Annotated in this window: 23 protein-coding genes and 1 pseudogene; 19 read left to right on the forward strand and 5 right to left on the reverse strand. The window is 36.1% G+C overall.

Features of this window, described 5'->3' with window-relative positions:
* Positions 1 to 4 precede the first annotated feature (4 nt).
* From MHB55_RS10175 to MHB55_RS10205, 7 genes are read left to right on the forward strand one after another with little or no spacing between them, the layout of a single operon-like run.
* The gene (locus tag MHB55_RS10175) at positions 5 to 1,018 is read left to right on the forward strand and encodes a branched-chain amino acid ABC transporter permease (protein ID WP_191697096.1); all 1,014 of its coding nucleotides are present in this window, start codon (positions 5 to 7) and stop codon (positions 1,016 to 1,018) included.
* Positions 1,015 to 2,037: a 3-oxoacyl-ACP synthase gene (locus MHB55_RS10180; protein ID WP_340863153.1), complete on the forward strand. Its 1,023-nt coding sequence runs from the start codon at positions 1,015 to 1,017 to the stop codon at positions 2,035 to 2,037. The genes MHB55_RS10175 and MHB55_RS10180 overlap by 4 nt, the downstream gene beginning before the upstream one ends.
* Positions 2,038 to 2,039: 2 nt before the next feature.
* Entirely contained in the window at positions 2,040 to 2,933 is an 894-nt protein-coding gene (gene phaZ, locus MHB55_RS10185) for an intracellular short-chain-length polyhydroxyalkanoate depolymerase (RefSeq protein ID WP_191697205.1), read from the forward strand.
* Between the two features lie 2 nt (positions 2,934 to 2,935).
* Positions 2,936 to 3,676, forward strand: coding sequence for a 3-oxoacyl-ACP reductase FabG (fabG, locus tag MHB55_RS10190; protein WP_154310833.1), 741 nt, complete (start codon positions 2,936 to 2,938; stop codon positions 3,674 to 3,676).
* Positions 3,677 to 3,695: 19 nt separating this feature from the next.
* Positions 3,696 to 5,180, forward strand: coding sequence for a class I adenylate-forming enzyme family protein (locus tag MHB55_RS10195; RefSeq protein WP_340863154.1), 1,485 nt, complete (start codon positions 3,696 to 3,698; stop codon positions 5,178 to 5,180).
* Positions 5,181 to 5,237: 57 nt separating this feature from the next.
* Positions 5,238 to 5,660 (forward strand): acyl-CoA thioesterase, encoded by a 423-nt coding sequence (locus MHB55_RS10200; RefSeq protein WP_144537192.1) that lies wholly within the window; start codon positions 5,238 to 5,240, stop codon positions 5,658 to 5,660.
* Positions 5,661 to 5,662: 2 nt separating this feature from the next.
* A complete protein-coding gene (locus MHB55_RS10205) occupies positions 5,663 to 5,968 on the forward strand; it encodes a hypothetical protein (RefSeq protein ID WP_144536451.1) in 306 nt (101 codons plus the stop codon).
* A gap of 310 nt (positions 5,969 to 6,278) precedes the next feature.
* On the opposite strand, the gene MHB55_RS10210 is transcribed toward MHB55_RS10205, so the two are convergent.
* Both MHB55_RS10210 and plsY read right to left on the reverse strand, forming a co-directional pair.
* Complete coding sequence (locus MHB55_RS10210; protein ID WP_144536449.1) at positions 6,279 to 6,572, reverse strand: HesB/YadR/YfhF family protein; 294 nt, start codon at positions 6,570 to 6,572, stop codon at positions 6,279 to 6,281.
* 118 nt (positions 6,573 to 6,690) lie between these two features.
* Positions 6,691 to 7,296 (reverse strand): glycerol-3-phosphate 1-O-acyltransferase PlsY, encoded by a 606-nt coding sequence (gene plsY, locus MHB55_RS10215; protein ID WP_340863155.1) that lies wholly within the window; start codon positions 7,294 to 7,296, stop codon positions 6,691 to 6,693.
* Between the two features lie 467 nt (positions 7,297 to 7,763).
* Here plsY and parE point away from each other — a divergent pair, with 467 nt between their 5' ends.
* The 8 genes from parE (at position 7,764) to MHB55_RS10255 (ending at position 17,004) form a co-directional block, all read left to right on the forward strand.
* Positions 7,764 to 9,734 (forward strand): DNA topoisomerase IV subunit B, encoded by a 1,971-nt coding sequence (gene parE / locus MHB55_RS10220; protein ID WP_340863156.1) that lies wholly within the window; start codon positions 7,764 to 7,766, stop codon positions 9,732 to 9,734.
* Complete coding sequence (parC, locus tag MHB55_RS10225; protein ID WP_340863157.1) at positions 9,731 to 12,160, forward strand: DNA topoisomerase IV subunit A; 2,430 nt, start codon at positions 9,731 to 9,733, stop codon at positions 12,158 to 12,160. Before parE ends, parC begins: the two co-directional genes overlap by 4 nt.
* Before the next feature lie 17 nt (positions 12,161 to 12,177).
* Complete coding sequence (locus MHB55_RS10230; RefSeq protein ID WP_191697103.1) at positions 12,178 to 13,380, forward strand: MFS transporter; 1,203 nt, start codon at positions 12,178 to 12,180, stop codon at positions 13,378 to 13,380.
* Between the two features lie 389 nt (positions 13,381 to 13,769).
* The gene (locus MHB55_RS10240) at positions 13,770 to 14,318 is read left to right on the forward strand and encodes a copper resistance CopC family protein (RefSeq protein ID WP_144536439.1); all 549 of its coding nucleotides are present in this window, start codon (positions 13,770 to 13,772) and stop codon (positions 14,316 to 14,318) included.
* On the forward strand, positions 14,291 to 15,421 hold the full coding sequence (locus tag MHB55_RS10245) for a copper resistance D family protein (RefSeq protein WP_340863158.1): 1,131 nt from the start codon (positions 14,291 to 14,293) through the stop codon (positions 15,419 to 15,421). The genes MHB55_RS10240 and MHB55_RS10245 overlap by 28 nt, the downstream gene beginning before the upstream one ends.
* 201 nt (positions 15,422 to 15,622) lie before the next feature.
* The gene (locus MHB55_RS10250) at positions 15,623 to 16,129 is read left to right on the forward strand and encodes a GNAT family N-acetyltransferase (protein ID WP_340863159.1); all 507 of its coding nucleotides are present in this window, start codon (positions 15,623 to 15,625) and stop codon (positions 16,127 to 16,129) included.
* Between the two features lie 66 nt (positions 16,130 to 16,195).
* On the forward strand, positions 16,196 to 16,354 hold the full coding sequence (locus MHB55_RS22275; RefSeq protein WP_225321671.1) for a putative holin-like toxin: 159 nt from the start codon (positions 16,196 to 16,198) through the stop codon (positions 16,352 to 16,354).
* A gap of 182 nt (positions 16,355 to 16,536) precedes the next feature.
* Positions 16,537 to 17,004 carry a GNAT family N-acetyltransferase gene (locus tag MHB55_RS10255; protein ID WP_144536433.1) on the forward strand — a complete coding sequence of 156 codons (468 nt, stop codon included), beginning with the start codon at positions 16,537 to 16,539 and terminating at the stop codon, positions 17,002 to 17,004.
* A gap of 15 nt (positions 17,005 to 17,019) precedes the next feature.
* Here MHB55_RS10255 and MHB55_RS10260 read toward each other — a convergent pair whose 3' ends face one another.
* The gene (locus MHB55_RS10260) at positions 17,020 to 17,436 is read right to left on the reverse strand and encodes a ribosomal maturation YjgA family protein (protein WP_340863160.1); all 417 of its coding nucleotides are present in this window, start codon (positions 17,434 to 17,436) and stop codon (positions 17,020 to 17,022) included.
* Between the two features lie 156 nt (positions 17,437 to 17,592).
* Here MHB55_RS10260 and ccsB point away from each other — a divergent pair.
* The 3 genes and pseudogenes from ccsB (at position 17,593) to MHB55_RS10275 (ending at position 20,153) form a co-directional block, all read left to right on the forward strand.
* Positions 17,593 to 18,767 (forward strand): annotated as a pseudogene (ccsB, locus tag MHB55_RS10265) (c-type cytochrome biogenesis protein CcsB).
* A 548-nt stretch (positions 18,768 to 19,315) separates the two neighbouring features.
* Entirely contained in the window at positions 19,316 to 19,525 is a 210-nt protein-coding gene (locus MHB55_RS10270) for a hypothetical protein (protein ID WP_340863161.1), read from the forward strand.
* 142 nt (positions 19,526 to 19,667) lie between these two features.
* Positions 19,668 to 20,153 (forward strand): tetratricopeptide repeat protein, encoded by a 486-nt coding sequence (locus tag MHB55_RS10275; protein ID WP_340863162.1) that lies wholly within the window; start codon positions 19,668 to 19,670, stop codon positions 20,151 to 20,153.
* 602 nt (positions 20,154 to 20,755) lie between these two features.
* On the opposite strand, the gene MHB55_RS10280 is transcribed toward MHB55_RS10275, so the two are convergent.
* Both MHB55_RS10280 and MHB55_RS10285 read right to left on the reverse strand, forming a co-directional pair.
* Positions 20,756 to 21,988: an SH3 domain-containing protein gene (locus tag MHB55_RS10280; RefSeq protein WP_151109837.1), complete on the reverse strand. Its 1,233-nt coding sequence runs from the start codon at positions 21,986 to 21,988 to the stop codon at positions 20,756 to 20,758.
* A 143-nt stretch (positions 21,989 to 22,131) separates the two neighbouring features.
* A complete protein-coding gene (locus MHB55_RS10285) occupies positions 22,132 to 22,656 on the reverse strand; it encodes an SMI1/KNR4 family protein (RefSeq protein ID WP_144536423.1) in 525 nt (174 codons plus the stop codon).
* A 205-nt stretch (positions 22,657 to 22,861) separates the two neighbouring features.
* Between MHB55_RS10285 and MHB55_RS10290 the strand changes: the two genes are divergently transcribed.
* Positions 22,862 to 23,371, forward strand: a complete 510-nt coding sequence (locus MHB55_RS10290; RefSeq protein WP_144536421.1) for a DUF6944 family repetitive protein — start codon at positions 22,862 to 22,864, stop codon at positions 23,369 to 23,371.
* The last annotated feature ends 118 nt before the right edge of the window (positions 23,372 to 23,489 follow it).

Raw genomic sequence — 23,489 nt, forward strand, 5'->3', positions numbered from 1 at the left:
AAGGATGAAGTTAAAATCTACATTTCAAATTAAACATGGAGTGCTGTTAGTAATTGTCGCGGCATTTACCATATTTCCATTTGTCTCAGACTCTCGGACATGGACTATACTTTTGACTCAAATATTCATCTTTTCTATATTAGCGATGAGCTATGATATTTTGCTCGGCTATACTGGCATTGTATCTTTCGGTCACGCTATGTTCTTCGGGATGGGAGCATATGCCACGGCGATTATGTTAAATCATTTTGAGTCTACAGTTGGAACGTTCTTACTTTCAATAGCTGTAGGGATGGTTATTGCAGGTGTTATTAGCTTTTTAGTTGGGTTGTTGACGCTCCGTCTAAAAAGTCACTTCTTTGCTATGCTTACCATGGCAGTATCCGGCCTGTTTCTCGTCCTAGCAGAAAAGTGGAGAACCTTAACCTATGGAAATGACGGGTTTACATTTAGAGCCCCCGAGGTTTTTAGAGATCGCATGATCTTTTATTTATTTGTGCTTGGAAGCCTCCTGCTAGTTTACCTATTTCTAAGAAGATTTGTAGATTCTCCGCTTGGCAAGGTTTTGATTGCAGTGAGGGAAAATGAGCAAAGAACCAAGTCACTTGGATTCAATACGCTTCATTATAAAGTAATTGCTTCAGTAGTTGCCGGAGTAGTTGCTAGTCTTGCTGGCTCGTTATATGCAATATCCTTACGCTTTGTTAATACAAGCGTGCTCACAATGGATATTACGCTCGATGCCTTACTAATGACAATTATTGGTGGAGTAGGCACATTAATTGGTCCAATTATAGGCGCAGGGGTTATAGAGCTAGCTCAGCATTATCTTTCCGGACTTGCAAAAGAGCATCCGATTTTTGAAAGATGGATCATATTCTTCGGGGTTGTTTATATTCTCGCTGTTATATTCTTTCCTAGAGGCATTGTTGGTACTATTCAACAAGCTTTTTGGAAAAGGAAAAACAAGAAACATAAAGTTGAAGTTGCTCCTAAAAGAAGGGAGTTAGCTAAATGAGCATAGGAATTGTCAGCACTGGTATATATATTCCTGAAGCAGTTATGACTGCTGAAGATATCGCTACACAATCCAATCTCCCTCTAGAAGTCGTCAAATACAAAATGGGTATATCAAAAAAGCCGATACCAGGGAGAGACGATCATACAGTTGCTATGGGAATATGGGCAGCAGAAAAAGCATTACAAAAAGGAAATGTGGATCCAAAATCTATCGATCTAATTATTTATATCGGGGAAGAACACAAGGAATACCCCCTGTGGACAGCTGCTATTAAGATACAAGAGGAGCTTGGTGCCTTTCACGCTTGGGCTTTTGATGTTGCACTACGCTGTGGAACAACAATTATGGCGATGAAGGTGGCAAAGAGCATGATGTTGGCTGATCCTTCTATCCAAACGGTTTTACTTGCTGGAGGATATCGAAACAGTGACTTTATTGATTATACAAACGAAAGTACTCGTTTCATGTTTAACCTGGGAGCAGGAGGAGCGGCGATGATTTTAAAAAGAAATTACGATAAAAATATTCTTTTAGAGTCAGATATAATCACGGACGGCTCTTTTTCAGAGGACGTATTGGTGCCAGTTGGGGGAACCAAGCAACCTCTAACCACAGAACTCTTGGAAAACAGTATGTATCGTTTAGATGTAATGGACCCACAGGGGATGAAGGCAAGATTAGAACAAAAATCTATGGACAATTTTTTAAAAGTTATTCGTAACGCATTATTTAAAAGTGGATACAGTGAGAAGGACATAGATTATCTTGCCATCCTCCATATGAAAAAATCAGCTCATGATTATGTATTAGGTGAGTTAGGCTTAACTAAAGAACAATCGATTTATTTAAGTGATTATGGACACATCGGACAAATGGATCAAATTATATCGTTGGAATTAGCGGAAAAATCAGAGAAAATAAAAAGTGGAGATATTGTTGTTCTAGTTAGTGCAGGCATTGGTTATGCATGGGGAGCAATAGCTGTTAAATGGGGAACTGAAGGGAGAAAAATATGAACATGACATTGCAAAAAGTAACATTGGCAAATGGGGAGTCTATCACTTATAGAAAGAGAGATGGAGGTAATCGCGTAATCGTACTTGTTCATGGCAATATGACTTCATCTAAGCATTGGGATGTATTAATCGATGCCTTAGATGATTCTTTTACTGTAATCGCCCTAGATTTGAGAGGCTTTGGAGGCTCCACCTATTATACTCGAGTAAATGGGATAAAAGATTTTTCGAATGATCTCAAGGATTTTATAGATTCGGTTGCACTTCAAAAATTCGATTTAATCGGTTGGTCTACCGGTGGGGCAATATGTATGCAGTTTGTGATCGACAATCCCGGATACTGCGAGAAGCTTGTTTTATTGGCTTCTGCTTCCACTAGAGGATATCCATTGTTTGGTACGAATGCAGATGGTACACCTAACTATACAGAAAGATTACAGACTATAGAGCAAATCGAAGAAGATCCATCTAAAACGAAAGCAATGCAGGGTTTGTACGATACCAAAAATAAAGAGGGCTTAAGGGCAGTTTGGGATGCTGTAATTTATACGCATAGTAAACCGAATGAGCAGTTATATGAAGAGTATCTAGAGGATATGCTGACACAACGAAATTTAGCAGATGTGTATCATAGCTTAAATACTTTTAATATTGGCGCTGATCATAACGGGGTGTCAAAAGGTTCCAATCAGGCAAAGGACATAACGATTCCAGTTTTAATACTTCGAGGAGATCGAGATTATGTAGTCACAGAGGAAATGACACAAGAAATCGTTTCAGATTTAGGAGACAATGCTACATATATACCTTTAGTTAACTGCGGTCACTCTCCCCTTATCGATGATCTCGGGCAATTGTTAGGAGCTATCGAAAAATTTTTAAAGGAGGAGAGATGATTATGGGAATTCAAAATAAGGTTGCTATTATTACTGGAGCAGCTAACGGTATTGGTTCTGCAGCAGTTCAACGCTTTGCAGAAGAAGGAGCAAAGGTGGTTTTAGCTGATTTTGATCAGAGTGCGGGGAAATCTCTAGAAAAAGAAATGAGAGAAAAGGGCTATAATGCAGTATTTATCCAAGTGGATGTGGCGAATCGGGAAAGTGTAGATGCAATGGTGGAACAAACACTGGAGCAATTTGGAGAGATTCACATTTTGATAAATAATGCGGGAATTACTCGTGATGCCATGTTAACTAAGATGACTGCAGAGGAATTCAGCCAAGTTTTAGACGTCAATCTAAAAGGCGTGTTTAACTGTACACAGGCTGTTGTTCCTCACATGGTAGCAAATCAATACGGAAAAATCATCAGTACTTCCTCGGTCAGCGGGGTTTATGGAAACGTGGGCCAGACCAATTATGCGGCTTCAAAGGCAGCAGTAGTAGGGATGACTAAAACATGGGCAAAAGAATTAGGTAGAAAAGGGATTAATGTGAATGCGGTAGCTCCTGGCTTTACTGCGACGAAAATGGTAGCGAAGATGCCAGATAAAATCATTGAACAGATGAGGTCTGTTGTAGCTCTACAGCGTCTGGCCGAGCCACGAGATATTGCGAACGCTTATTTATTTTTAGCTTCCGATGAATCTAGTTACGTTCACGGACATGTATTACAAGTGGATGGCGGTATCATGATGTAAGGAAAGGTGCGTTGCCAAGATGTTTACTGAACAGGCATGGATTTATAAGAGGGCAATCCTCTCTCCAAGCAAGAAAGCTTTAATAGATAGCAGTAGTGGCAAAGTATGGACCTACCATACATTATGGGAACAAATAAAAGGATGGGCCAATTATTTTGAAAGTCAGGGATTTGAAGCCGGGGATAGAATAGCCGTGCTTTCTCAAAATAGAATTGAGCTATTTGCCATATTATTTGCTTGTGGCTTGAAGGGGCTAATATATGTCCCGTTGAATTATCGACTAAGCACTAACGAATTACAGGATATACTAAATAATTGCTCTCCGGTGACGATCATTTATGATGAAAATCATATAGAATTGAGCGAATTTTTCCCAACTTATAAAACGCTTTTGTTATCGAGTGTAACAGTTTCCCATAACAGTGATTTTCATTTTAACACTGATTGGAAACCGGATGACCCATGGCTCATTATTTATACGGGAGGAACAACGGGAAGTCCAAAGGGTGCAGTTCTATCATTTGATAATGTGAATTGGAATGCTATCAATACTATTATCAGCTGGGGATTAAATGACGAAGATTGCACACTAAACTATATGCCTATGTTTCATACGGGGGGACTAAATGCATTGTGCATTCCTATTTTAATGGCGGGAGGCACTGTAGTTACAGGTAAAAGATTCCAAGCAGAGGAAGCTTTAAAGTTCTTGGATATCTACAAGACTACTCTTTCGTTATTTGTTCCGACAATGTACCAGGCTATGCTTGAAACAGAATATATAAAGAAGTCTATCTTTCCGACAGTTAAGTGTTTTTTGTCAGGAGGTGCACCTTGTCCTCGAGCTATATATAATAGGTTTGAAAAAATGGGAATTTTGTTTAAGGAAGGCTATGGCCTGACCGAGGCAGGACCAAACAACTTCTTTATCGATCCCCAGCTAGCAAGGCTCAAAAAGGGGACAGTAGGCAAGTGTATGCAATTCAATGAAGTAAAGGTAATAAATGAATATGGGAAACCTTGTCAATCAAATGAAGTTGGAGAACTATATGTTTCGGGAAGGCATGTTTTTAAGCAATACTGGAATAATGAACAGGAAACGGTGAACACGTTTGAAGGGAAATGGTTAAAAACGGGGGACCTTGCGATGTTTGATGAAGAAGGTGATTTCTTCATAGTTGGCCGTAAAAAAGAAATGATTATCTCTGGAGGAGAGAATATTTACCCTATAGAGATAGAACAACTTCTTGCTGAGCATCCTAACGTTAGAGAAGCTGCCGTACTTGGAATAGAGGACGATAAGTGGGGAGAATGTGTCACTGCTTTTATCTCTTACGCTAGCTCTCCGCAATCAGAACAGGAGCTTATCGCTTATTGTAAAGCAACGCTAGGTAGCTATAAGGTTCCTAAGAAAATATACTTTTTAGAGGAACTGCCGAGGACAGATGTAGGTAAAATTGATAAAAAAACATTAAAAGAGATGGCTTTGAAGGCTGTAAAGTAACCCTTTACAGCTTTTTTTGCTGTCTTTTTGTATAATAAAGGTGAGGTGACTAAGGATATGTTCATAAGTGAAAAAGAAATTGAAGTGCGATACGCAGAAACCGATCAAATGGGAGTAGTGTATCATGCAAACTATTTAGTTTGGTTAGAAATGGGGCGAACTCAGCTTATACAAGATTTGGGCTTCTCCTATGCTGGTTTAGAGAAAGACGGATACTTATCACCAGTAACCAATGTAAATATAAATTATAAAGCTCCTGTAAAATACGGAGACAATGTTAAAGTACGCACATGGATTGAAAAGCATGGAAAACTAAGAACAACCTATGGCTATGAAATTGTACATACGGATGGAACACTGTCTTCTACTGCAACAACGGAGCATGTCGTGGTTCGAAAGGAAGATTTTAAACCAGTGGCGCTTGCAAAGATCGATGCGGCTTGGGATAGTAAGTATAAAGAAATTGTGAAGGAATCCTAATCGTGGCATTCGGTATAAAGAGGGAAGAGTTGACAAGCTGGAAGCAAGCAGTAGAAAACAAACAAATCGCTTTTTTAACTCATTATTGGACAGATGAACGCTTTCCTGGATGTAATACAGTAACTAAGGTGGGCTGTAGCGATATTGCTAAGCTCATTGAGTGGGGTAAGCAGTATGATTTAAAAGAAGAATGGATCGATTATAAGGAAGCATACCCTCATTTTGATTTGTTTGGAAAGTATGAATATGAGATTATGAAAAAAGAAGGTTTATTGGAGCAGTTGAGAAGGTTTCGTTTCGTGCAGTAAAATAACAAGTTTTAATTAAAAAAACAAGTCGGATGAATATTTCGACTTGTTTTTTTAGATGGAGATGGTGTTAATGACCGGTTAGCAGGTATTTATAACCGTATAGAATCTTTTATGACCGGATAGCGAAGATTTATGACCGGATAGAATTTTTTATGACCGGATAGCAAAGATTTATGACCGGATAGAAATTTTTATGACCGTTCAGCAGGTACTTATAGCCCGAAAGAATTTTTTATAACCGGATAGAAAACTTTGCGACCGTTCATCTATTAAAAGAAAAGAAGATGGTAAGATAACCACCCTCTTTTTAGCTTTTCTTATAGGAATATTCAAGTTCATTTGATTGGTCGTTGAATGTTACGTAAAGATCATGGCCATTGAAATACCATTCATCTCTTTCCTCTATAAAAAACATGATGTCCTCATGCATGAGAGTTACAGACGGTTCAAATGGAGTATCCTTCGTTACACCTAGAGAAAAGGCCTCGTGCATAGGACTTGCTCCTCCATATCGTGCGTAGAAACGAATTTTATCACCTTTGTCCGCTTCCATTTCCTCATGGAACCATTTCAAAGCATCTGTCGAGATATTGATTTTCATCTGAACCACCAAGCTTTCTTTATATTTTGCGCTGTTTTTCATGAGTTTAGTCTATATTATTTTAGTACAATCCACAAAGAATTTGTCTAACAATAAAGAGTATCTCTGTCGCAAAAATTTAAATCCATTTAACTTTTGGCTCAGTCCCATTTTTAATACGCTCGATATTGGCACGATGACGATATAAAATGAATATAGCAAGTAACGACACAATAACGATTAACGGCCAGTCCTTTTCCACTGTAAAATAATAAACTATAGAATAAATGATTGCTATAATCGCTAAGCACATCGATGTTAATGAAACCATTTTCGTTATTTTTAAGATAAGAAAAAATCCTAAAACTAATATTACGAAAATCGGCCAATTATAACCTAGAAGAATACCACCTGAAGTAGCAACTGCCTTACCACCCTTAAATCCAGCGAAAACAGGATAGATATGTCCAATCACCGCTATTATTCCTAAAATAAGAGGATGTACATTTGCTGAAGCAAAGAACGGAAGGAAGCCTAATAGTGTAGCAGCAGTTCCTTTAAGAATATCCATTATTGTAACTACTAAACCAGCTTTTTTACCAAGTGTCCGAAAAGTGTTAGTTCCACCTAAATTACCACTACCATGCTCTCGTATATCAATGTTATAAAATAGCTTACCAACCCATAGCCCAGATGGGATTGATCCAATTATGTAAGCAAGTAAAAGTAAAATGATTATTGTCATAGTGTGCTCCTTCTATTTATCTACTGATAATATGATAACTTTCTTATTTTACCATGTACATGAGTTTTTATTCAATGACAAGAAAAGAGGATAAATACAGATATACATAAGAGTTTGTGCACATTTAGTATGACTTTAGCAATATTACAGAATTTTAGTATGACTTAACTCACAGAAGGACCAAATCTTAACTTTTAAAAAGTTTCCTACTGAAATAATCCAAGTTTTTACGATATACTAATTATACGATTGTTCTTTTAAACATATGTTAGAAGCTTTGTTTAAAAGTAAAGAAGGAATTATTTAGGTGAATAGAGAATGCAAGAAAAGGGTAGATTGCATTCTAATTGAACTTTCACTACAATTGAAGTCTGGCCTGTCCTTCAGCGCTATTGACATAATGACAATCTGTTTGTAGGCTTAAAATAGAAAAAGAACAAACGTTTTGTTTTTTTGGGGGGAACGAATTGAGTAAAAATAATAATTTAACAAGCTATGGCGATGATGATATTCAGGTGTTAGAAGGCTTGGAGGCCGTAAGAAAAAGACCAGGAATGTATATTGGATCTACGGATGCAAGAGGTCTTCACCATTTAGTATACGAGATTGTAGACAATGCGGTGGATGAAAGCCTTGCTGGATTCGGTGATCATATTATCGTCACTATACACCAAGATCAAAGTATTACAGTGAGAGATTTTGGCCGAGGTATGCCAACTGGAATGCATAAAACAGGTATTCCCACTGCAGAGGTTATTTTTACTGTGTTACATGCAGGTGGTAAATTTGGACAAGGTGGATATAAAACAAGTGGGGGTCTACATGGTGTAGGTGCTTCTGTAGTAAACGCTCTCTCTTCTTATGTAGATGTAGTAATTCATAGAGATGGTAAAAAATTTGCTCAACGCTTTGAGGACGGAGGAAAAGTAGTACAGTCTTTAACTCAAATTGGCGCAACGAAAGAAACAGGGACTTCTGTTCACTTCTTGCCAGATAGCAAAATTTTCTCTACCACTAAATATAATTATGAAACATTATGCGAAAGACTTAGAGAATCAGCCTTTCTATTAAAAGGTTTAAAAATTGAACTGATTGATGAACGTACGGAGTCTCATGACGTTTTCTTCTTTGAAACAGGAATAGAAGCTTTCGTAGCTTACTTAAATGAAGAAAAAGACGTTTTACATCCAGTTTTTTATATGGAAGGAAGTCATGAAGAGATTGAAGTAGAGTTTGCATTCCAATTCAATGATGGATATTCAGAAACTATTTTATCTTTTGTTAACAACGTAAGAACAAGAGATGGTGGGACACACGAAACAGGTGCTAAGTCGGCTTTAACGCGTGTGTTCAACGACTATGCTAGAAAATCAGGCTTATTGAAGGAAAAAGATAAAAATTTAGATGGTTCGGATATTCGTGAAGGGATTTCAGCAATCATATCTCTTCGAATACCAGAAAATCTTTTACAATTTGAAGGACAAACAAAAGGGAAATTAGGTACGAGTGAGGCAAGAAGTGCTGTTGACGCTGTAGTATCTGAAAAGCTACAGTATATCCTCGAGGAAAACTCCGAGCTATCTGCTTCTTTAATTCGTAAGGCAATTAGAGCTCAACATGCTCGTGAAGCAGCTAGAAAAGCACGTGAAGATGCTCGAAATGGGAAAAAACGTAAGCCTTCCGAGTTATTATCAGGTAAACTAACTCCAGCTCAATCAAGAAACGCTAAGAAAAATGAATTATATCTCGTAGAGGGAGATTCTGCAGGTGGATCTGCGAAGCAAGGTAGAGACAGAACTTTCCAGGCAATCTTACCCCTCCGAGGAAAAGTTATAAACACAGAAAAGGCAAAGCTAACCGATATCATGAAAAATATTGAGATTGCTACTATCATTCATGCAATTGGTGGCGGAGTTGGAGCAGATTTTAAAATAGAGGATATTGCATACGACAAAATTGTTATTATGACTGATGCCGATACGGATGGAGCACATATTCAGGTTTTATTACTCACGTTCTTTTATCGGTATATGAAGCCATTGATTGAAAATGGCAACATTTATATTGCTATGCCTCCTCTATATAAGGTATATAAGGGAATGGGCAAAAAAGAGGTCTTTGAGTATGCATGGACGGAAAAAGAGCTCGATGTTGCTATGGAAAGAATCGGAAAAGGTGTAATGCTGCAACGTTATAAAGGTCTTGGTGAAATGAATGCCGATCAATTGTGGGACACGACGATGAACCCTGACACTCGTACATTAATACGAGTAACTATTGAGGACGGTGCTCGAGCGGAGAGACAAGTGACTACACTAATGGGTGACAAAGTAGAGCCGCGTAGAAAATGGATAGAAGCAAACGTAAACTTTAGTTTAGACGATGATTCTAACATCTTAGAAAATGACAGAATTCACACGGAGGATGAATTAGTATGACACAAACCGAAAAATATCAAAATTTACCCTTAGAAGAAGTAATAGGTGATCGGTTTGGACGTTATAGCAAATACATCATTCAAGACCGTGCATTACCCGACGCCCGAGATGGTCTTAAGCCTGTTCAGCGTCGTATCTTATTTGCGATGCTTCAAGAAGGGAATACAAACGACAAACCCTTCCGAAAGTCAGCTAAAACAGTTGGAACAGTAATTGGTAACTACCATCCACATGGTGATTCCTCTGTTTATGAAGCGATGGTCCGTATGAGTCAGGCCTGGAAGCTACGTCATATGCTTGTTGAAATGCATGGTAACAACGGTTCAGTGGATGGAGATCCACCCGCTGCTATGCGTTATACAGAAGCAAGACTTTCTGCAATCTCACATGAACTATTAAGAGATATTAATAAGAATACGGTTGACTATATACCAAACTTTGATGACTCTGACATGGAGCCACTCGTTCTACCTGCCCGTTTTCCTAATCTACTAGTAAATGGTGCCACTGGTATTTCTGCTGGATATGCGACAGACATACCTCCACATGCTCTACATGAAGCGCTAGATGCAGTTTTAATGCGTATGGAAAACCCAGCATGTACAGTGGATGAGCTTATGACTGTTATTAAAGGACCGGATTTTCCAACAGGCGGCATAATTCAAGGTGTTGAAGGTATTAAAAAGGCATACGAAACCGGCAAAGGGAAAATCGTAGTACGCTCTAAGGCAGAAATAGAAACGATTAAAGGCGGCAAAGAACAAATTGTCATCACAGAAATTCCTTATGAAATCAACAAAGCTAACTTGGTCAAAAAAATAGATGAACAACGTTTAGATAAAAGATTAGATGGAATCGCGGATGTTCGGGATGAATCAGATCGAACTGGTTTACGTATTGTGATAGAGATGAAAAAAGAAATTGATGCTCATGGCATATTACAATACTTATTTAAAAACACTGATCTTCAAATAACTTATAACTTTAATATGATCGCAATTCACAATCGTAGACCTACCATGATGACATTGCCTTTACTACTTGATGCGTACATCAATCATCAAAAAGAAGTGGTTACTCGTAGAACAATTCATGATTTGAAAAAAGCAGAAGAGCGCCTTCATATCGTCTCCGGTCTTATGAAAGCCTTATCTATTTTAGACAAGGTTATTAAGACGATACGGGCATCCAAGGATAAAAAAGATGCGAAAAACAATTTGATAAAATCATATGATTTTTCTGAAGCACAGGCAGAGGCTATTGTTTCCTTGCAGCTTTACCGCTTAACTAATACAGATATAACAGAGCTTCAAGAGGAAGAGATTAAGTTAAATGATCTTATAAAAAATCTTGAAAGTATACTTGCTAAGGAATCTGTATTGATGAAGACCATCAAGAAAGAGTTGCAAGTTGTTCGTAAACAGTTTGCTGAACAGCGTAAATCTGTTATTGAAAATGAAATTGAAGAGATAAAGGTAACACTAGATGTGCTAATCCCTTCTGAAGAGGTTATCGTTACTGTTACAAAGGATGGTTATATTAAACGCACGAGCTTGAGATCATTTAATGCATCCAATGGACAGGACTTTGCTATAAAAGAGTCCGATTACCAGCAATATCAGGAGTCAATCAACACGCAGCATCACCTTCTGTTGTTTACATCAAAAGGAAACTATATTTATCAACCAGTGCATGAGTTGCCGGATATCCGCTGGAAGGATCTAGGACAGCATATATCTAGTATCGTACCTCTCGAGTCAAATGAAACAATTATAAATGTAATAGGCATTGACTCATTTGATTTAGACTTATGTGTTTTAACTGCAACTAAAGAAGGGCAAATAAAACGATCTCTTCTTTCAGATTATGTAGTCCAAAGATATGCACGACCAATTAAAACCATTAAATTAAAGGCGACTGATGAGCTAATATTAGCTCAGCTAGTGGCACCTTCTGATGAAATACTAATGACTACTCATTTGAGCTATTCTGTTCGCTTCTCCTTAGACGAAGTGCCAATCACAGGGGTTAAAACCAGTGGGGTTAAAGGCATCAATCTAAAAGACGAGGATTATGTTGTTAGTGTGAATGTAGTACCGCAACAAAGCAATGATGATATTATGTTAATTACACATCGTGGATCTGTGAAGAGAATGCATCTTTCAGAAGTTGAGCCTGGCGTTCGCGCGAAACGGGGACTTGTCACGCTTCGAGAATTAAAAACAAACGCCCATCGTGTATTTGCTGTCGTTTTGGCAAACAAATCAGAAGGTTTAGTAATGGAAACAGAAAGAGGACATCAAGAAATAATTGAAGTGAATAGCTTCCGTCCGACAGATCGTTATTCTAACGGATCATTTGTAATAGATACTGAGAAAGATGGGCAGCTTCTTCGAGTTTGGAAGAAACCAGTAGAAGAATCCTAAAAGATGGGAAAAGGGATATGTGGAGAAATAGGAATGTTTGGATTGTTCTTATAGGGGAATTAATTGCAGGTTTAGGGCTATGGAGCGGAATCATTGGAAACTTGGAATTTATGCAGGAAAAGGTTCCTTCAGATTTTCATAAGTCCTTGCTGCTCGCTAGTGGTTTGCTTGCCGGAATCCTTGTTGGCCCACTAGCGGGTAGAATAATTGACCAATCAAACAAAAAGACGGTTCTAATTGTTTCTGGTATTGGTAGAGTGTTTAGTGTGTTTTTTATGTTCGTTGCTATTGCAACTGGTTCCATATGGTGGATGTTATTGTTTCTAATATGCCTACAGGTGTCAGCATCTTTTTACTTCCCAGCTTTACAGGCAACGCTACCGTTAATTGTTAAAGATGAGGATTTACTGCAGTTAAATGGCTGGCATATGAATGTGTCTACCATTGCTAGAGTTGCTGGTACTGCGATAGGGGGACTTGCACTCGTTTACTGGCCAATTCAATCATTATATATAATTTCCTTGATGGCTTATTTAGGCATATTAGTATTTACTTTTATGCTTAGAATTGATGAAGCTGGAACGGATAAAGTGATCGTTACTAATGGACCGAGAACGGATGGGTTTAAAGAAGTTTTTCCAATGCTTAAGGGCAATACTCCTGTATTGCTGACACTCTTTTTAACATTGATACCTGTTTTGTTTTTAGGGTCGTTTAACCTGATTGTCATTAATATTAGTGAGATTCAGGACTCATCTTCTATCAAGGGCATCATTTATGCAGTGGAGGGTGTTGCCTTTATGGTGGGGACCTTGGCTATTAAGTACATTGGAAAAAGATATAGTACAAAATCTATTCTTTTTACATTTGTTTTCATCATTGGTTTTGCTGAAATGTCTATGTACTTTGTTGCAAATCCATTCTTAACATTAGTAAGCTTTGCTTTATTTGGTTTTTCCATAGGTTGCTTTTATCCTACAGCACTGACGATTTTCCAAAAGCAAGTGCCTAAAGAGTATCATGGTCGTTTTTTCTCCTTTCGCAATATGCTGGACCGAGTTTCTTTCCAAATTGTCTTATTGTCCACTGGAGCAATGCTAGATTTGATAGGTCTTGCTTATATGATGGTGATTTTCGGAGTATTTAGTATAGGGCTAACAATTGTTTTCCTTTTACAAATTCAAAGGAGAAAGCTTTCTTTTCAGATTCCAACTGCATGAACATAATAAAAGCATTTCCGTCGAGGTGTACACCTTGCTGGAAATGCTTTTTGTGTTTGTTATTATAGTGAAGTAGTTTTTCCTTTTTAGTCTTAGTCACTCTTACATGAGTACTAAAATCTACTTCGTTTCTCATCGATGACACATCTTTACCGGTTGTTCTCAACTGATGTAATCTTTTTTTCTTGGCATTTGATTTGGCCATATAGTTCTCTCCCTTTAAAATAATTTTCTCCTTCTATATTAAAGAAAGTGATTGTAAAATTCAATCTTTAACATATTTCTTTAGATTGTGGTATAAGTAATAGTGAGCACTACATTAATCTAAGGTACTGTTAAATTCGAAAGTATACATAACAATACCTACATAATATTTTGGAGGTAATAGAATGAAAAAAATCATATTTTTAGTCACTATCTGTTTACTGGTAATTGGAGGGAAAGCATTTGCCCATACGGGATTAGAAAGTTCAAATCCCTCTAACGGAAGTACTGTTACTGATCCGATAGAAGAAATTACACTTACCTTTTTAACAAAAATTGAACAAACAAGTTCATTTAAAATACAAGGAGCAAATAATGTAGAGGTTCCGGTTAAAAATATTGTAGTAGTTGATGATATTATGACTGGTTCAGTAGATGGGATGGAAAATGGCGAATACACGTTGACGTGGAATATAATTGGAGCTGATGGCCATCCAATTCAAGGAGACCTAACATTTGCTGTAAATCTTCCTGTTGAGGAAACTCCAGTGCAAGTGACTGAAGAAGAGTCACAAGTTAAAGAGACTGAAGATAAAGAGACTGCTCCTATTAATGAAACTAAGGATGTAGACAGTGATCAATCTTCTAACAGTTTTTTCATCGGTATGATTATCGTATTAGCTTTAGTAATAGTTGTTAGTATATGGTGGATGAATGGACGCAAGAAGAAATGATGATGTTTCTATCAACAATTAGCGAGGCCTTACTATATTCCTGCTTTGCATTGTTAATGGGCAGCTTCATATTTTCTTTAATTCCAACTGATTTAAAACCTGCAATTTTAGTTTCTAAAAAGTTTAAACTAATAGCACTCGCTGGAATAGCAGTATTTTCCTTCATGCCAATATTAAATCTAATGGTTTATTTGCTAGAGGAATACACTTTTTTATATGTATTAAAATCATTGTTGCTAACTTTTGAAATAGGAAAAGCTTGGATTGTAACTGTTATTTTAACAATCATTCTTGGATTCTTTATTTACTTATTTGATAATAGAAATACTCCTATCTATTATATAATTGGAATCCTATTATTGTTTGGTATAGTTGCAGCGATGAGTTGGACTACCCATTCGCATGCGGTCTATGGTATACAAGGCCTTATTACACATTTTATTCACTTTAGCACTGTTATCGTTTGGGTTGGTATATTAATAATAGTCGCTTGGTTTTCTAAAAACAAAGAGAATTGGATCCCTTTTTTAAATTGGTTCCATGTAACGGCATTGTTTTGTTTTGCCATTATTATGGTTACTGGTCTTTCATTAATGAAATACTCAATGAATATATCTGAATATCCAAATTCGTGGTTACAGCCATATGGCCAAAGCCTGCTCATCAAACATTTGCTCATCCTTCCGTTAATAGGATATGCCTTCATTAATGGGTTTTTGATGAAAAGAAAGCTTGGAAAGAAAGAAAAACTGGATCCAAGACCTTGGACTAAGCTGGAATCAATTATTGTGCTAGCAATTTTTGCTGCTACTGGGGCTATGAGTCAGCAGGAACCGCCACATAACAATGCATCGTTCAGTAAAGATACATTTTTACAAGCTTACGGCATTTTACCTTCTGGTCAGGGCTCTTTAGTTCCTTTAACAGTGGATATTGTTGCCAATTTTAAAGGGATATCATTAGGTATTCTAGCAGTGGCATTTCTAGTAATCAGTATCTATTCCTTTACGAAAAAGATGCCGCCATTGTTCTCATTCATCATGAGTATTTTACTAGTCGTATGTGCATTATTAGCGCTATCTTATAGCGTCGTAGCATATTAAATGAAAACACTTCTTAAAAGGGATCTAACCCCTTAGGAAGTGTTTTTTATTTGTATAATAAATATCGTAGATAGATGGATATCCATCAAATCAAAATGAAAGTTGAATTAATTTCATGAGAAAAAACTTGAAAAAACTTTTTTAGATAGATTGCTTGTCTTATAATATGAGAAAACATATTTAGAAATGAAGGGATAATGAATGAATCATAAAGAAATAGTCATTAGAAAAATGATCGAAAGCGATTGGGACGATGTGCGTGAGATTTTTATAGAGGGAATACAAACTGGTAATGCTACCTTTCAAACAGAGGCTCCAACATGGGAAGAGTGGGATGCTAGCCATACAGCCAAATGTAGGTTCGTAGCGACGTTTAAAGAGAAAGTGGTAGGTTGGGCTGCCCTTAGTCCGATTTCAAGCCGAAAAGCCTTTTCTGGCGTTGCTGAAGTAAGTATTTATCTATACGGTTCATCTACCGGTATGGGCATTGGTGGAAAGCTACTCAAGCATCTAATAGAGGACAGTGAGCAACAAGAATTTTGGACAATCCAATCCATGATTTTTCCCGAGAATGAGGGAAGCATACACTTACATAGAAAACATAGTTTTGAGATAGTCGGTACTCGAAAAAAAATCGGCAAACTGAATGGTGTTTGGAGAGATGTCGTATTATTAGAGAGAAGAAGCTTTTTAACTGGTAAAGATTAAGAAAAAATTTAAATATAGTTGCAATATAAGATATAATAGGTAGCAAATAGATTAGTAATCTCATGGGTGGTTGGCACATACAACCCCTTTTGTCACGGTAAATTCAGACAGAGGGGAGGTGCTGCCTTTTTGACTGTATTTGAATCGCTTGTAATAATGATTAGCTTTGGTTCGCTAATTATTGCTTTAATTACTTTGGCTCTTTCAATGACACAAAAAAAGTAACCCACCTATGAGTTAGCGCTCGGATGGGTTACTTTGCCTTAAGAGCCAATCCCCATTGAAGGGAACTAGTCTATTTTACCGTTTGGATGCTACCAACATCTAAGCGGTTTTTTATTTTATACATTTATTGACCTAATTATACCAATATTTATAGTGAGTATCAATTTAAAGGGAGTGTTCATATGAATATTAAACTGGCAGAAAAAAATGACATTGCTACAATTCTTGACATTTTGAATAAAGCAACCTTAAAGCTATTAAGTAAAGATATTAAGCAATGGACTTATCCGTGGCCAATCTCTGAAGTGGAAGATCAAATAGCACAAGGGCAAGTATTTAAATACGAGATAGAAAATGATATTGTTGGAACTTTTATAATTAAACCAATCCTTCAATTGAATAATCTCTCAATCAGGGAAAATAGTTTATACGTAGGCAGAATCGCAATTATACCTGAATACCAAGGAAAAAACATTGGTGCATCTATTATAGACTACTGTCAATCTATTTCTGTAGAACAAAATAGAGATATGTATTTAGATTGCTGGGCCGGAAATAACAAGCTCAAGGATTTTTATAATGGCTGTGGCCTAAATTATTTAGGTGATTTTCCCGTAGACGATTATTTTGTTAGTATCTTTCAGTTTTAGTAAGGGTACTCACACTTAGGTGGTGGATTTTATAAAGAACTTCTTTAATATCATATCAAGCACATAGGCTATGCTAACCCCTATTGTATATCTCCATAGATCCACGATTAAAAATCCTCTCCCTAAGATTAAGGCTCCTAGTGTTGTTCCTCGGATACTATTAATCCACTCTCCTTGGTATATCTGGCTAAACTCAATTGCAAAACAAAATATTAAGCTTACCAATAAGGAAAACTTCGGAGGTCTAGTAACTAAAATAAATCGTACTCCAAAATAAACCATAGCTGCCCAAAGTGCATCTCCAGCATTTAGCTCTAACACATCAAAAAGCAAATAACCATATATTCTAGAAGCTAATCCTAACAATATCATGAGAAAAGTAAGTGCCAAATACGTTAATTGATTGCGAAAGATTTGGTTCAAGGAAATCACTCCCTATAAAATAAATATGTTGAAAATGTGAATAGTAGTTTGAAAATACTAACTTTTATTAACCATATAATGGTTTTTATGTATTTTTATAATATAATGGAGGTTGAATTGTCTGAAAAAAATGGTTAATGGGGGATACATATGTCTTTTGATTCTTTGACATCAATAAGTAGTGCTACTTTATATTTAGCTTTTATTTTGTATTTGATTGCAATTTTACCATTTGGCTTTGCAATCCGCTCCAAAAATAAGACAGCAACCACCCTAGCGTTGAGTCTAACTGTATTAGGATTTGTTGCTCAGTTAAATTATTTTGTCTTAAGATGGATTGCTTCAGGTCATGCTCCTGTTAGTAATCTCTATGAGTTTATGACCTTCTTTGGCATGATGCTAGTTGGTGGCTTTTTCCTAGTCTATTACCTCTATAGACAGGTTGTGATTGGATTATTCTTAATGCCAATTGCTATATTAATCATAGCTTATGGAAGTATGTTCTCCAAGGAGATTACACCTTTAATCCCTGCCTTACAAAGCAATTGGTTAACAATACATGTGATTACAGTAGCTATTGCAAGTGCAATATTATCTCTTTCATTTGTAACTGGGCTAATCTATTTGATCAAGAAAGTAGACCATAACAAAAAAGGAGCAAGTACATTTTTTTTAGAATTTGTATTATATCAATTAATAGTCGTTTTAGGTTTTGTGACTATAAGTGCAATATTTGGCTTTGTCCATTATAACGCTAGTTACCAATTTGTTAATCAACAAGGCAATCAAGAAACCTATCAGTATAGTCTACCAGCTATCGTAACACCTAATAATGCACTATCAATAGATGATTCTGGTGATGAATTAAAAGGGAGTTTCTCCGGGCTAGTACAGGTACCAGTTATTTTTGACGCGGCAAAGTTGAATACGTTAATTTGGTCCTATTTTATAGGCTCCATACTTTACATACTTATTCGGTTATTTTCTCGTAAGAGTATATCAAAGCTTTTACAGCCACTCACACAAAAAGTAAACCTTACTCTAATGGACGAAATATCTTATCGAGTTATCGTTATTGGATTTCCTCTGTTTGCATTAGGTGGTTTGTTCTTCGCAATGATTTGGGCACATTTAGCATGGAGCAGATTCTGGGGCTGGGATCCTAAGGAGGTATGGGCTTAATCACCTTCTTATTCTACACAGCATTTTTACACCTGCGCATCAACAGAGGGTGGGATGGAGAGAGAACAGCTTGGTTAGCTATCATTGGATTTGGGACCATCATGTTCAATCAAATCTTTGTCAATCTAGTCATCGCCGGCTTGCATTCATATGCTTAAATACTATAACCTTAAATATTTTGAGAATGGAGAATACAACTAAAGAAAATAATTTTAACCTAGCTAGTTCCCCAAGGAGAAAAATTGCATTTTTAGTGGATAGCCTTCTTTTTTACTGCTGAGTATTATCGTTTCATTGATAAAAACTTTTAGACAGTAAATTTTTGGATGTTATATCTGCGCTGTATTTAACGATTCTACCAATAGTTTGGAGTGGTTATATTATTGGTAAGAAAATGTTTAATATAAAAGTAGTACAGGTAGATGGAGAGTAGGTAACCATCACTAATATGCTACTAAGAGAAATTGTCGGTCGATTCTTATTAGGCATTGTAAGTTTTGGGATAACTCATATCATAAGTTTCTTTATGATAATATTTCGGAAAGACAAAAGAAGTATACACAATATTCAACTAAAGAAGAAGTCTTAAAGGGAGAAAGAGAAACTATTCATATTTAAAAGTTAGGAACTTTGTACTTGGTGATATCAGTTATTGTTTAATTTGTAAGAGGATAATATTATGTAAAGAAATGGCAGGATGGAGCAGATGAGCGATCGATTTGATTTAAGCTATAAAAACAAAGAAGTTCGAATGTGGTTTTATATTATATTACCAACGATTGTTGTAGGTAGCGTAACCTTTTTGTTCATTGATCTTGAATATAATTACATTCCACATTTGTTAATTTACCTTGCTTGGATAGTATATTATTCATGGAGACTTTTTTATAGACGCAACAAAAAGAAATCTCTGTAACACTAGTACCAATAGAAAGCTCGGCTAATAATTACAATGGATTTATTCAGAAAATAAATATTTACACTATAGTGAATAGTGAGAAAAGTCTATTTAATAGAAAAAGGTTAAACTCATTATAAGTAGGAAGGGAGAGGTTTCTATGGAAAAATTATTAGAACAAGCACTTAATTTGAGAAAAAAAGGTCTTCTTCTAGATTCCAATACTATTTTGCTTCAATTGGTTAAAGATTTTCCTCAAAATGCTTATATTAAATATCAATGTGCCTGGAGCTTTGACGCGCTAGGAGAGGAGCTTAAGGCTGTTCCATTTTACGAGAGAGCAATTAGTCTAGGATTACCTGAAAAAGATCAGGAAGGGGCTTTTATTGGGCTTGGGAGTACGTATAGAACACTCGGAGAATATGTAAAGTCCCAAAAAACCTTGCAGCAGGGTTTAAAACGATTTCCAGATAATAGAGCTATGCAAGTATTCTTAGCGATGACATTATACAACTTAAATAATCATAACAAAGCTATGGAACTATTACTAAAAAACATTAAAGATACGTCAATAGATGAAAATATACAAAGCTACAAAAAGGCAATTGAATTTTATTCAGATAAGCTGGATGAGATTTGGAATTGAAACAGAAATAAGTGATAAATAAGGTAAAACAAAATAAATGATGTGTATAGTGTCTGAATTGCAATTTACAGTTAATTTGAAAACAAGGAAGACAATAACTTGAACAATTGTAACAACTAAAACGATGAGTTATTTAAATGCAAAAAAGCTATAAATTTATAATCTATAAAAATCATGTATTTACGTGTTTTTCTCAAATATCTCACTGTTTCAAGTATACTTTTCAAATGAAACGTAACTTCGTATAATTTATATTATGTAAACTAAAATTAAAATTTAAGGAAAGAGGTGCGCCTACACCTCTTTCTTATTTCGACTGACACAAAAGTTTAGACATTCGCTCTATAATAAGTCACTTAAACATTTACTCGCTTGCCCGTTAACTTTTGATTACCTAACAGGCTTATTAAGTTCGCCTTAACTTGTTCGTGAAAAACAACTCTGTCGTAAACTCCAACGCTTATAACATTATTAAAATATTTACTATTTCTTTATATACTTATGCAGCAGTTCAATTACTGGAATTTTACTCTTGTGCAACTCCTATTTAGCCTTTGGCAGTATTCTTTATGACTTTACCTAGATCTACATCGAACACTTTTTTATTGCTTAAGTAATGCTAGCTTGCTTTTAGATGGTGTTTCGTATTTTACATTTGGTGATTTTTGAATGTAATTTCCACCACCTACACCATATAAACCACCATGATTGCTCTTATAGTTATAAACACGGTATTCTTCACCTTTTTTCAAAGTTCGAACAGTAGTCAATGAACCATTGCTTTCCATCTTGACCAAGCTTGTATTGGATAAAATAGTAGCTTTACCTATTTGCCCTAATTTTAGCTCTGTTTTTCCCCACATCACTTTTTTTATAGATGGAACATCTGTCTTTTTCTTAATATAAGCAGAGGAAATATAACCTGTTAGCTTTTGATCTTCAGTTTTAACAGGGTACCACACAAATTGGTTTATGCTCGTTGGAGATTGGTCGTATAAGAATTTATCTTCAATAATTAAGGTAGTGTTTTTGGCTAAAGTATTTGCTACTGAAGAAGTACTAGGTTGCGATCTTAATTTTACATTGTCTGCTGTTAGCAATACCTTGCTTCCTTTTTGGAAATGATATGAAGAGGTATGCAATTGATCCGTTAATGTATATTCCTTCTTCGTAAAGGCAATATTGTCACTGCTGTTAGGGTCATATTCAAAATCAGCTAAACTGAAAGGAAACTGCGCTAATTTAGTGCTATTCAAGTAACTATCCTTTTCAATAAATGTAAAGACTTTTTCTTGATAAGCACCAATGTTCTTCAATCCATTGGACTTATATAGTGGACTGTTAGCAGGTTTTATACCGTTATAAGCCATGACTGGAAAGTACCAGTTCTCGATTATTTCAGGTCCTCCGCCTATTATTTTAGGCAAATCATTACGTTTATACATACTGTTAAGAATTTCGACGCCTGCTTGAATATTATAAGTGATATCGTATTTCAATCTTTCTTGATCATAGCTTAGTTGATTGGTAACTTGCATAAGACCAATCCCTTGATCCGTTGAGATTACAGGCTGACCATTTGCATCGAATTGTTTCCAACCGCCATTTTCTTTAGTAGCAACAGCCTTCACAACTTCAGGAGGAATTTTTGCTTCTATGGCTGCATTCGTAAGTAGACAGTTCATATACTGAAAAGATGGATTTTGGTTTGGCTTTATTTCCCCATATGAAGAGCATTTAGACGTCCATGCTGACTCAGCGGAAGCTTCTCCATTGGACCAAGCCAATAGCATTAAGCAAGCTAAGAATGCTAAACTCATTTTTAATAGTTTCATTGATTTATTCCCCATTTCATTGAATATTTTATATTTATTAGTATATTTTACCATAAAATATGAATGGAGAAATTATTATTGGAATAAAGTGGTGCAATCTACAAAACTAACTAAATTCAATAGAGTTAAAAAAGAATAAACACTTAGTTATCGTAATCCTCCAGCAAACAAATTTCGATGAATTCAAAAAAGCTATTTGCATCAAGGGATCTATCCTCCCAATCGTGCCAGTAGTATAAAACCTGACCGATTGTTCCAGCTTCAGTTGGATCCATGTCCATGCAAAGATAGTCACCAGCACCATTGTCGGCAATTGGAATCCACCTAGAATTCCATATAAATGGCTTTATTTCTTTTTCATTTTCTGGCTGCATATCATCGGGATCATATTCTTCCTGCAAAAACGACCAATCCTTTATAATTTTGTGGATGGGAGAAAGAACCAAATTTCTTACAAATGGATTCACACCAGGCTCCCAAACTTGTCCGTTATACACTCTGTAAAAATTCTGTACTTCTTCTGGTAGCTTAACTTCCAGCTTTTGTTGGAGTAAATCCAATTCTTTGTCAGTGACGCCAGGTTGAAGGTTTAATGACTCTTTAAACCCTTCCTCAAATTTTTCACCTCTTGCGATTATCTGATTCCATAGGTTTGCAGCATTGTTCATTCTGTTCTACCTCTCTCCTTCGTAAATCCATACATAAATATTTTACATAGTACTAGCAACAAAAAACAGATATAAAATCTAGATCTTTATTTCATAGGCTAAATTATTGAGAAAGAAAACGATATCAATCATTTGACCAATTGTACTTAAAAGGCTTGCATATACTATTTAGAGGGTTTAATCAATTGTTATTGGAATGATTTAAATGTGGAATGTATCACAAATAAGCTCTTGGATTATTGCAGTAGGTACAGTTATATCTGCAATAGGTAGTACTCCTTCACAAGTATTATCAAACGCAATGTTAAGAGACCTGAACATCATAGGGGATGCTCTACAAGCAGTTGGGAGTGGTATAATCCCCACGGATGCGGATTATCTGGATAAAGTAGGAAGTCAACTAGGGGCCATAGGTAATCTCATTACGCTCGAGTCATTTTTTATCGAGGATCAAAATACGAGTTCCCTCATAAGTGCACAGGGTGATTTTGTTCAAGCGCTAGGTGGAGTTCTCACGATAGATTATTCTGGAAATCAGTCGATAGAAGACGCACTAAACAATATTGGAAATGTACTCCAAGTGATTGGAACTATTTATCAAGCATTATCAATTAAATATCCTTCAAATAGTCAAAAAGCGCAAGAAATGAATACAGTCGGTAGTTGGATACAAGCCGTTGGAGCAGTTCTTTCAGCCCTAACGGTTGATGAATGAGTTGAATGATTTCTCCAGGCAATACAAGTCAATCTTCTCATGTGAATGAAATGTAAAATAAAGACAGTGGATTATCGTATTCCTCTGTCTTTATTTTAGGTATAGCATCCTTATTGAA

Source organism: Psychrobacillus sp. FSL K6-1267, assembly GCF_038003265.1.
GTDB lineage: Bacteria > Bacillota > Bacilli > Bacillales_A > Planococcaceae > Psychrobacillus > Psychrobacillus faecigallinarum.

Coding starts and splice junctions, on each gene's coding strand:
- MHB55_RS10175 (WP_191697096.1), top strand. CDS start 5: ATGAAGTTAAAATCTACATTTCAAATTAAACATGGAGTGCTGTTAGTA.
- MHB55_RS10180 (WP_340863153.1), top strand. CDS start 1,015: ATGAGCATAGGAATTGTCAGCACTGGTATATATATTCCTGAAGCAGTT.
- phaZ (WP_191697205.1), top strand. CDS start 2,040: ATGACATTGCAAAAAGTAACATTGGCAAATGGGGAGTCTATCACTTAT.
- fabG (WP_154310833.1), top strand. CDS start 2,936: ATGGGAATTCAAAATAAGGTTGCTATTATTACTGGAGCAGCTAACGGT.
- MHB55_RS10195 (WP_340863154.1), top strand. CDS start 3,696: ATGTTTACTGAACAGGCATGGATTTATAAGAGGGCAATCCTCTCTCCA.
- MHB55_RS10200 (WP_144537192.1), top strand. CDS start 5,238: ATGTTCATAAGTGAAAAAGAAATTGAAGTGCGATACGCAGAAACCGAT.
- MHB55_RS10210 (WP_144536449.1), bottom strand. CDS start 6,572: ATGAAAATCAATATCTCGACAGATGCTTTGAAATGGTTCCATGAGGAA.
- plsY (WP_340863155.1), bottom strand. CDS start 7,296: ATGACAATAATCATTTTACTTTTACTTGCTTACATAATTGGATCAATC.
- parC (WP_340863157.1), top strand. CDS start 9,731: ATGACACAAACCGAAAAATATCAAAATTTACCCTTAGAAGAAGTAATA.
- MHB55_RS10230 (WP_191697103.1), top strand. CDS start 12,178: ATGTGGAGAAATAGGAATGTTTGGATTGTTCTTATAGGGGAATTAATT.
- MHB55_RS10240 (WP_144536439.1), top strand. CDS start 13,770: ATGAAAAAAATCATATTTTTAGTCACTATCTGTTTACTGGTAATTGGA.
- MHB55_RS10250 (WP_340863159.1), top strand. CDS start 15,623: ATGAATCATAAAGAAATAGTCATTAGAAAAATGATCGAAAGCGATTGG.
- MHB55_RS10255 (WP_144536433.1), top strand. CDS start 16,537: ATGAATATTAAACTGGCAGAAAAAAATGACATTGCTACAATTCTTGAC.
- MHB55_RS10270 (WP_340863161.1), top strand. CDS start 19,316: ATGAGCGATCGATTTGATTTAAGCTATAAAAACAAAGAAGTTCGAATG.
- MHB55_RS10275 (WP_340863162.1), top strand. CDS start 19,668: ATGGAAAAATTATTAGAACAAGCACTTAATTTGAGAAAAAAAGGTCTT.
- MHB55_RS10280 (WP_151109837.1), bottom strand. CDS start 21,988: ATGAAACTATTAAAAATGAGTTTAGCATTCTTAGCTTGCTTAATGCTA.
- MHB55_RS10285 (WP_144536423.1), bottom strand. CDS start 22,656: ATGAACAATGCTGCAAACCTATGGAATCAGATAATCGCAAGAGGTGAA.
- MHB55_RS10290 (WP_144536421.1), top strand. CDS start 22,862: ATGTGGAATGTATCACAAATAAGCTCTTGGATTATTGCAGTAGGTACA.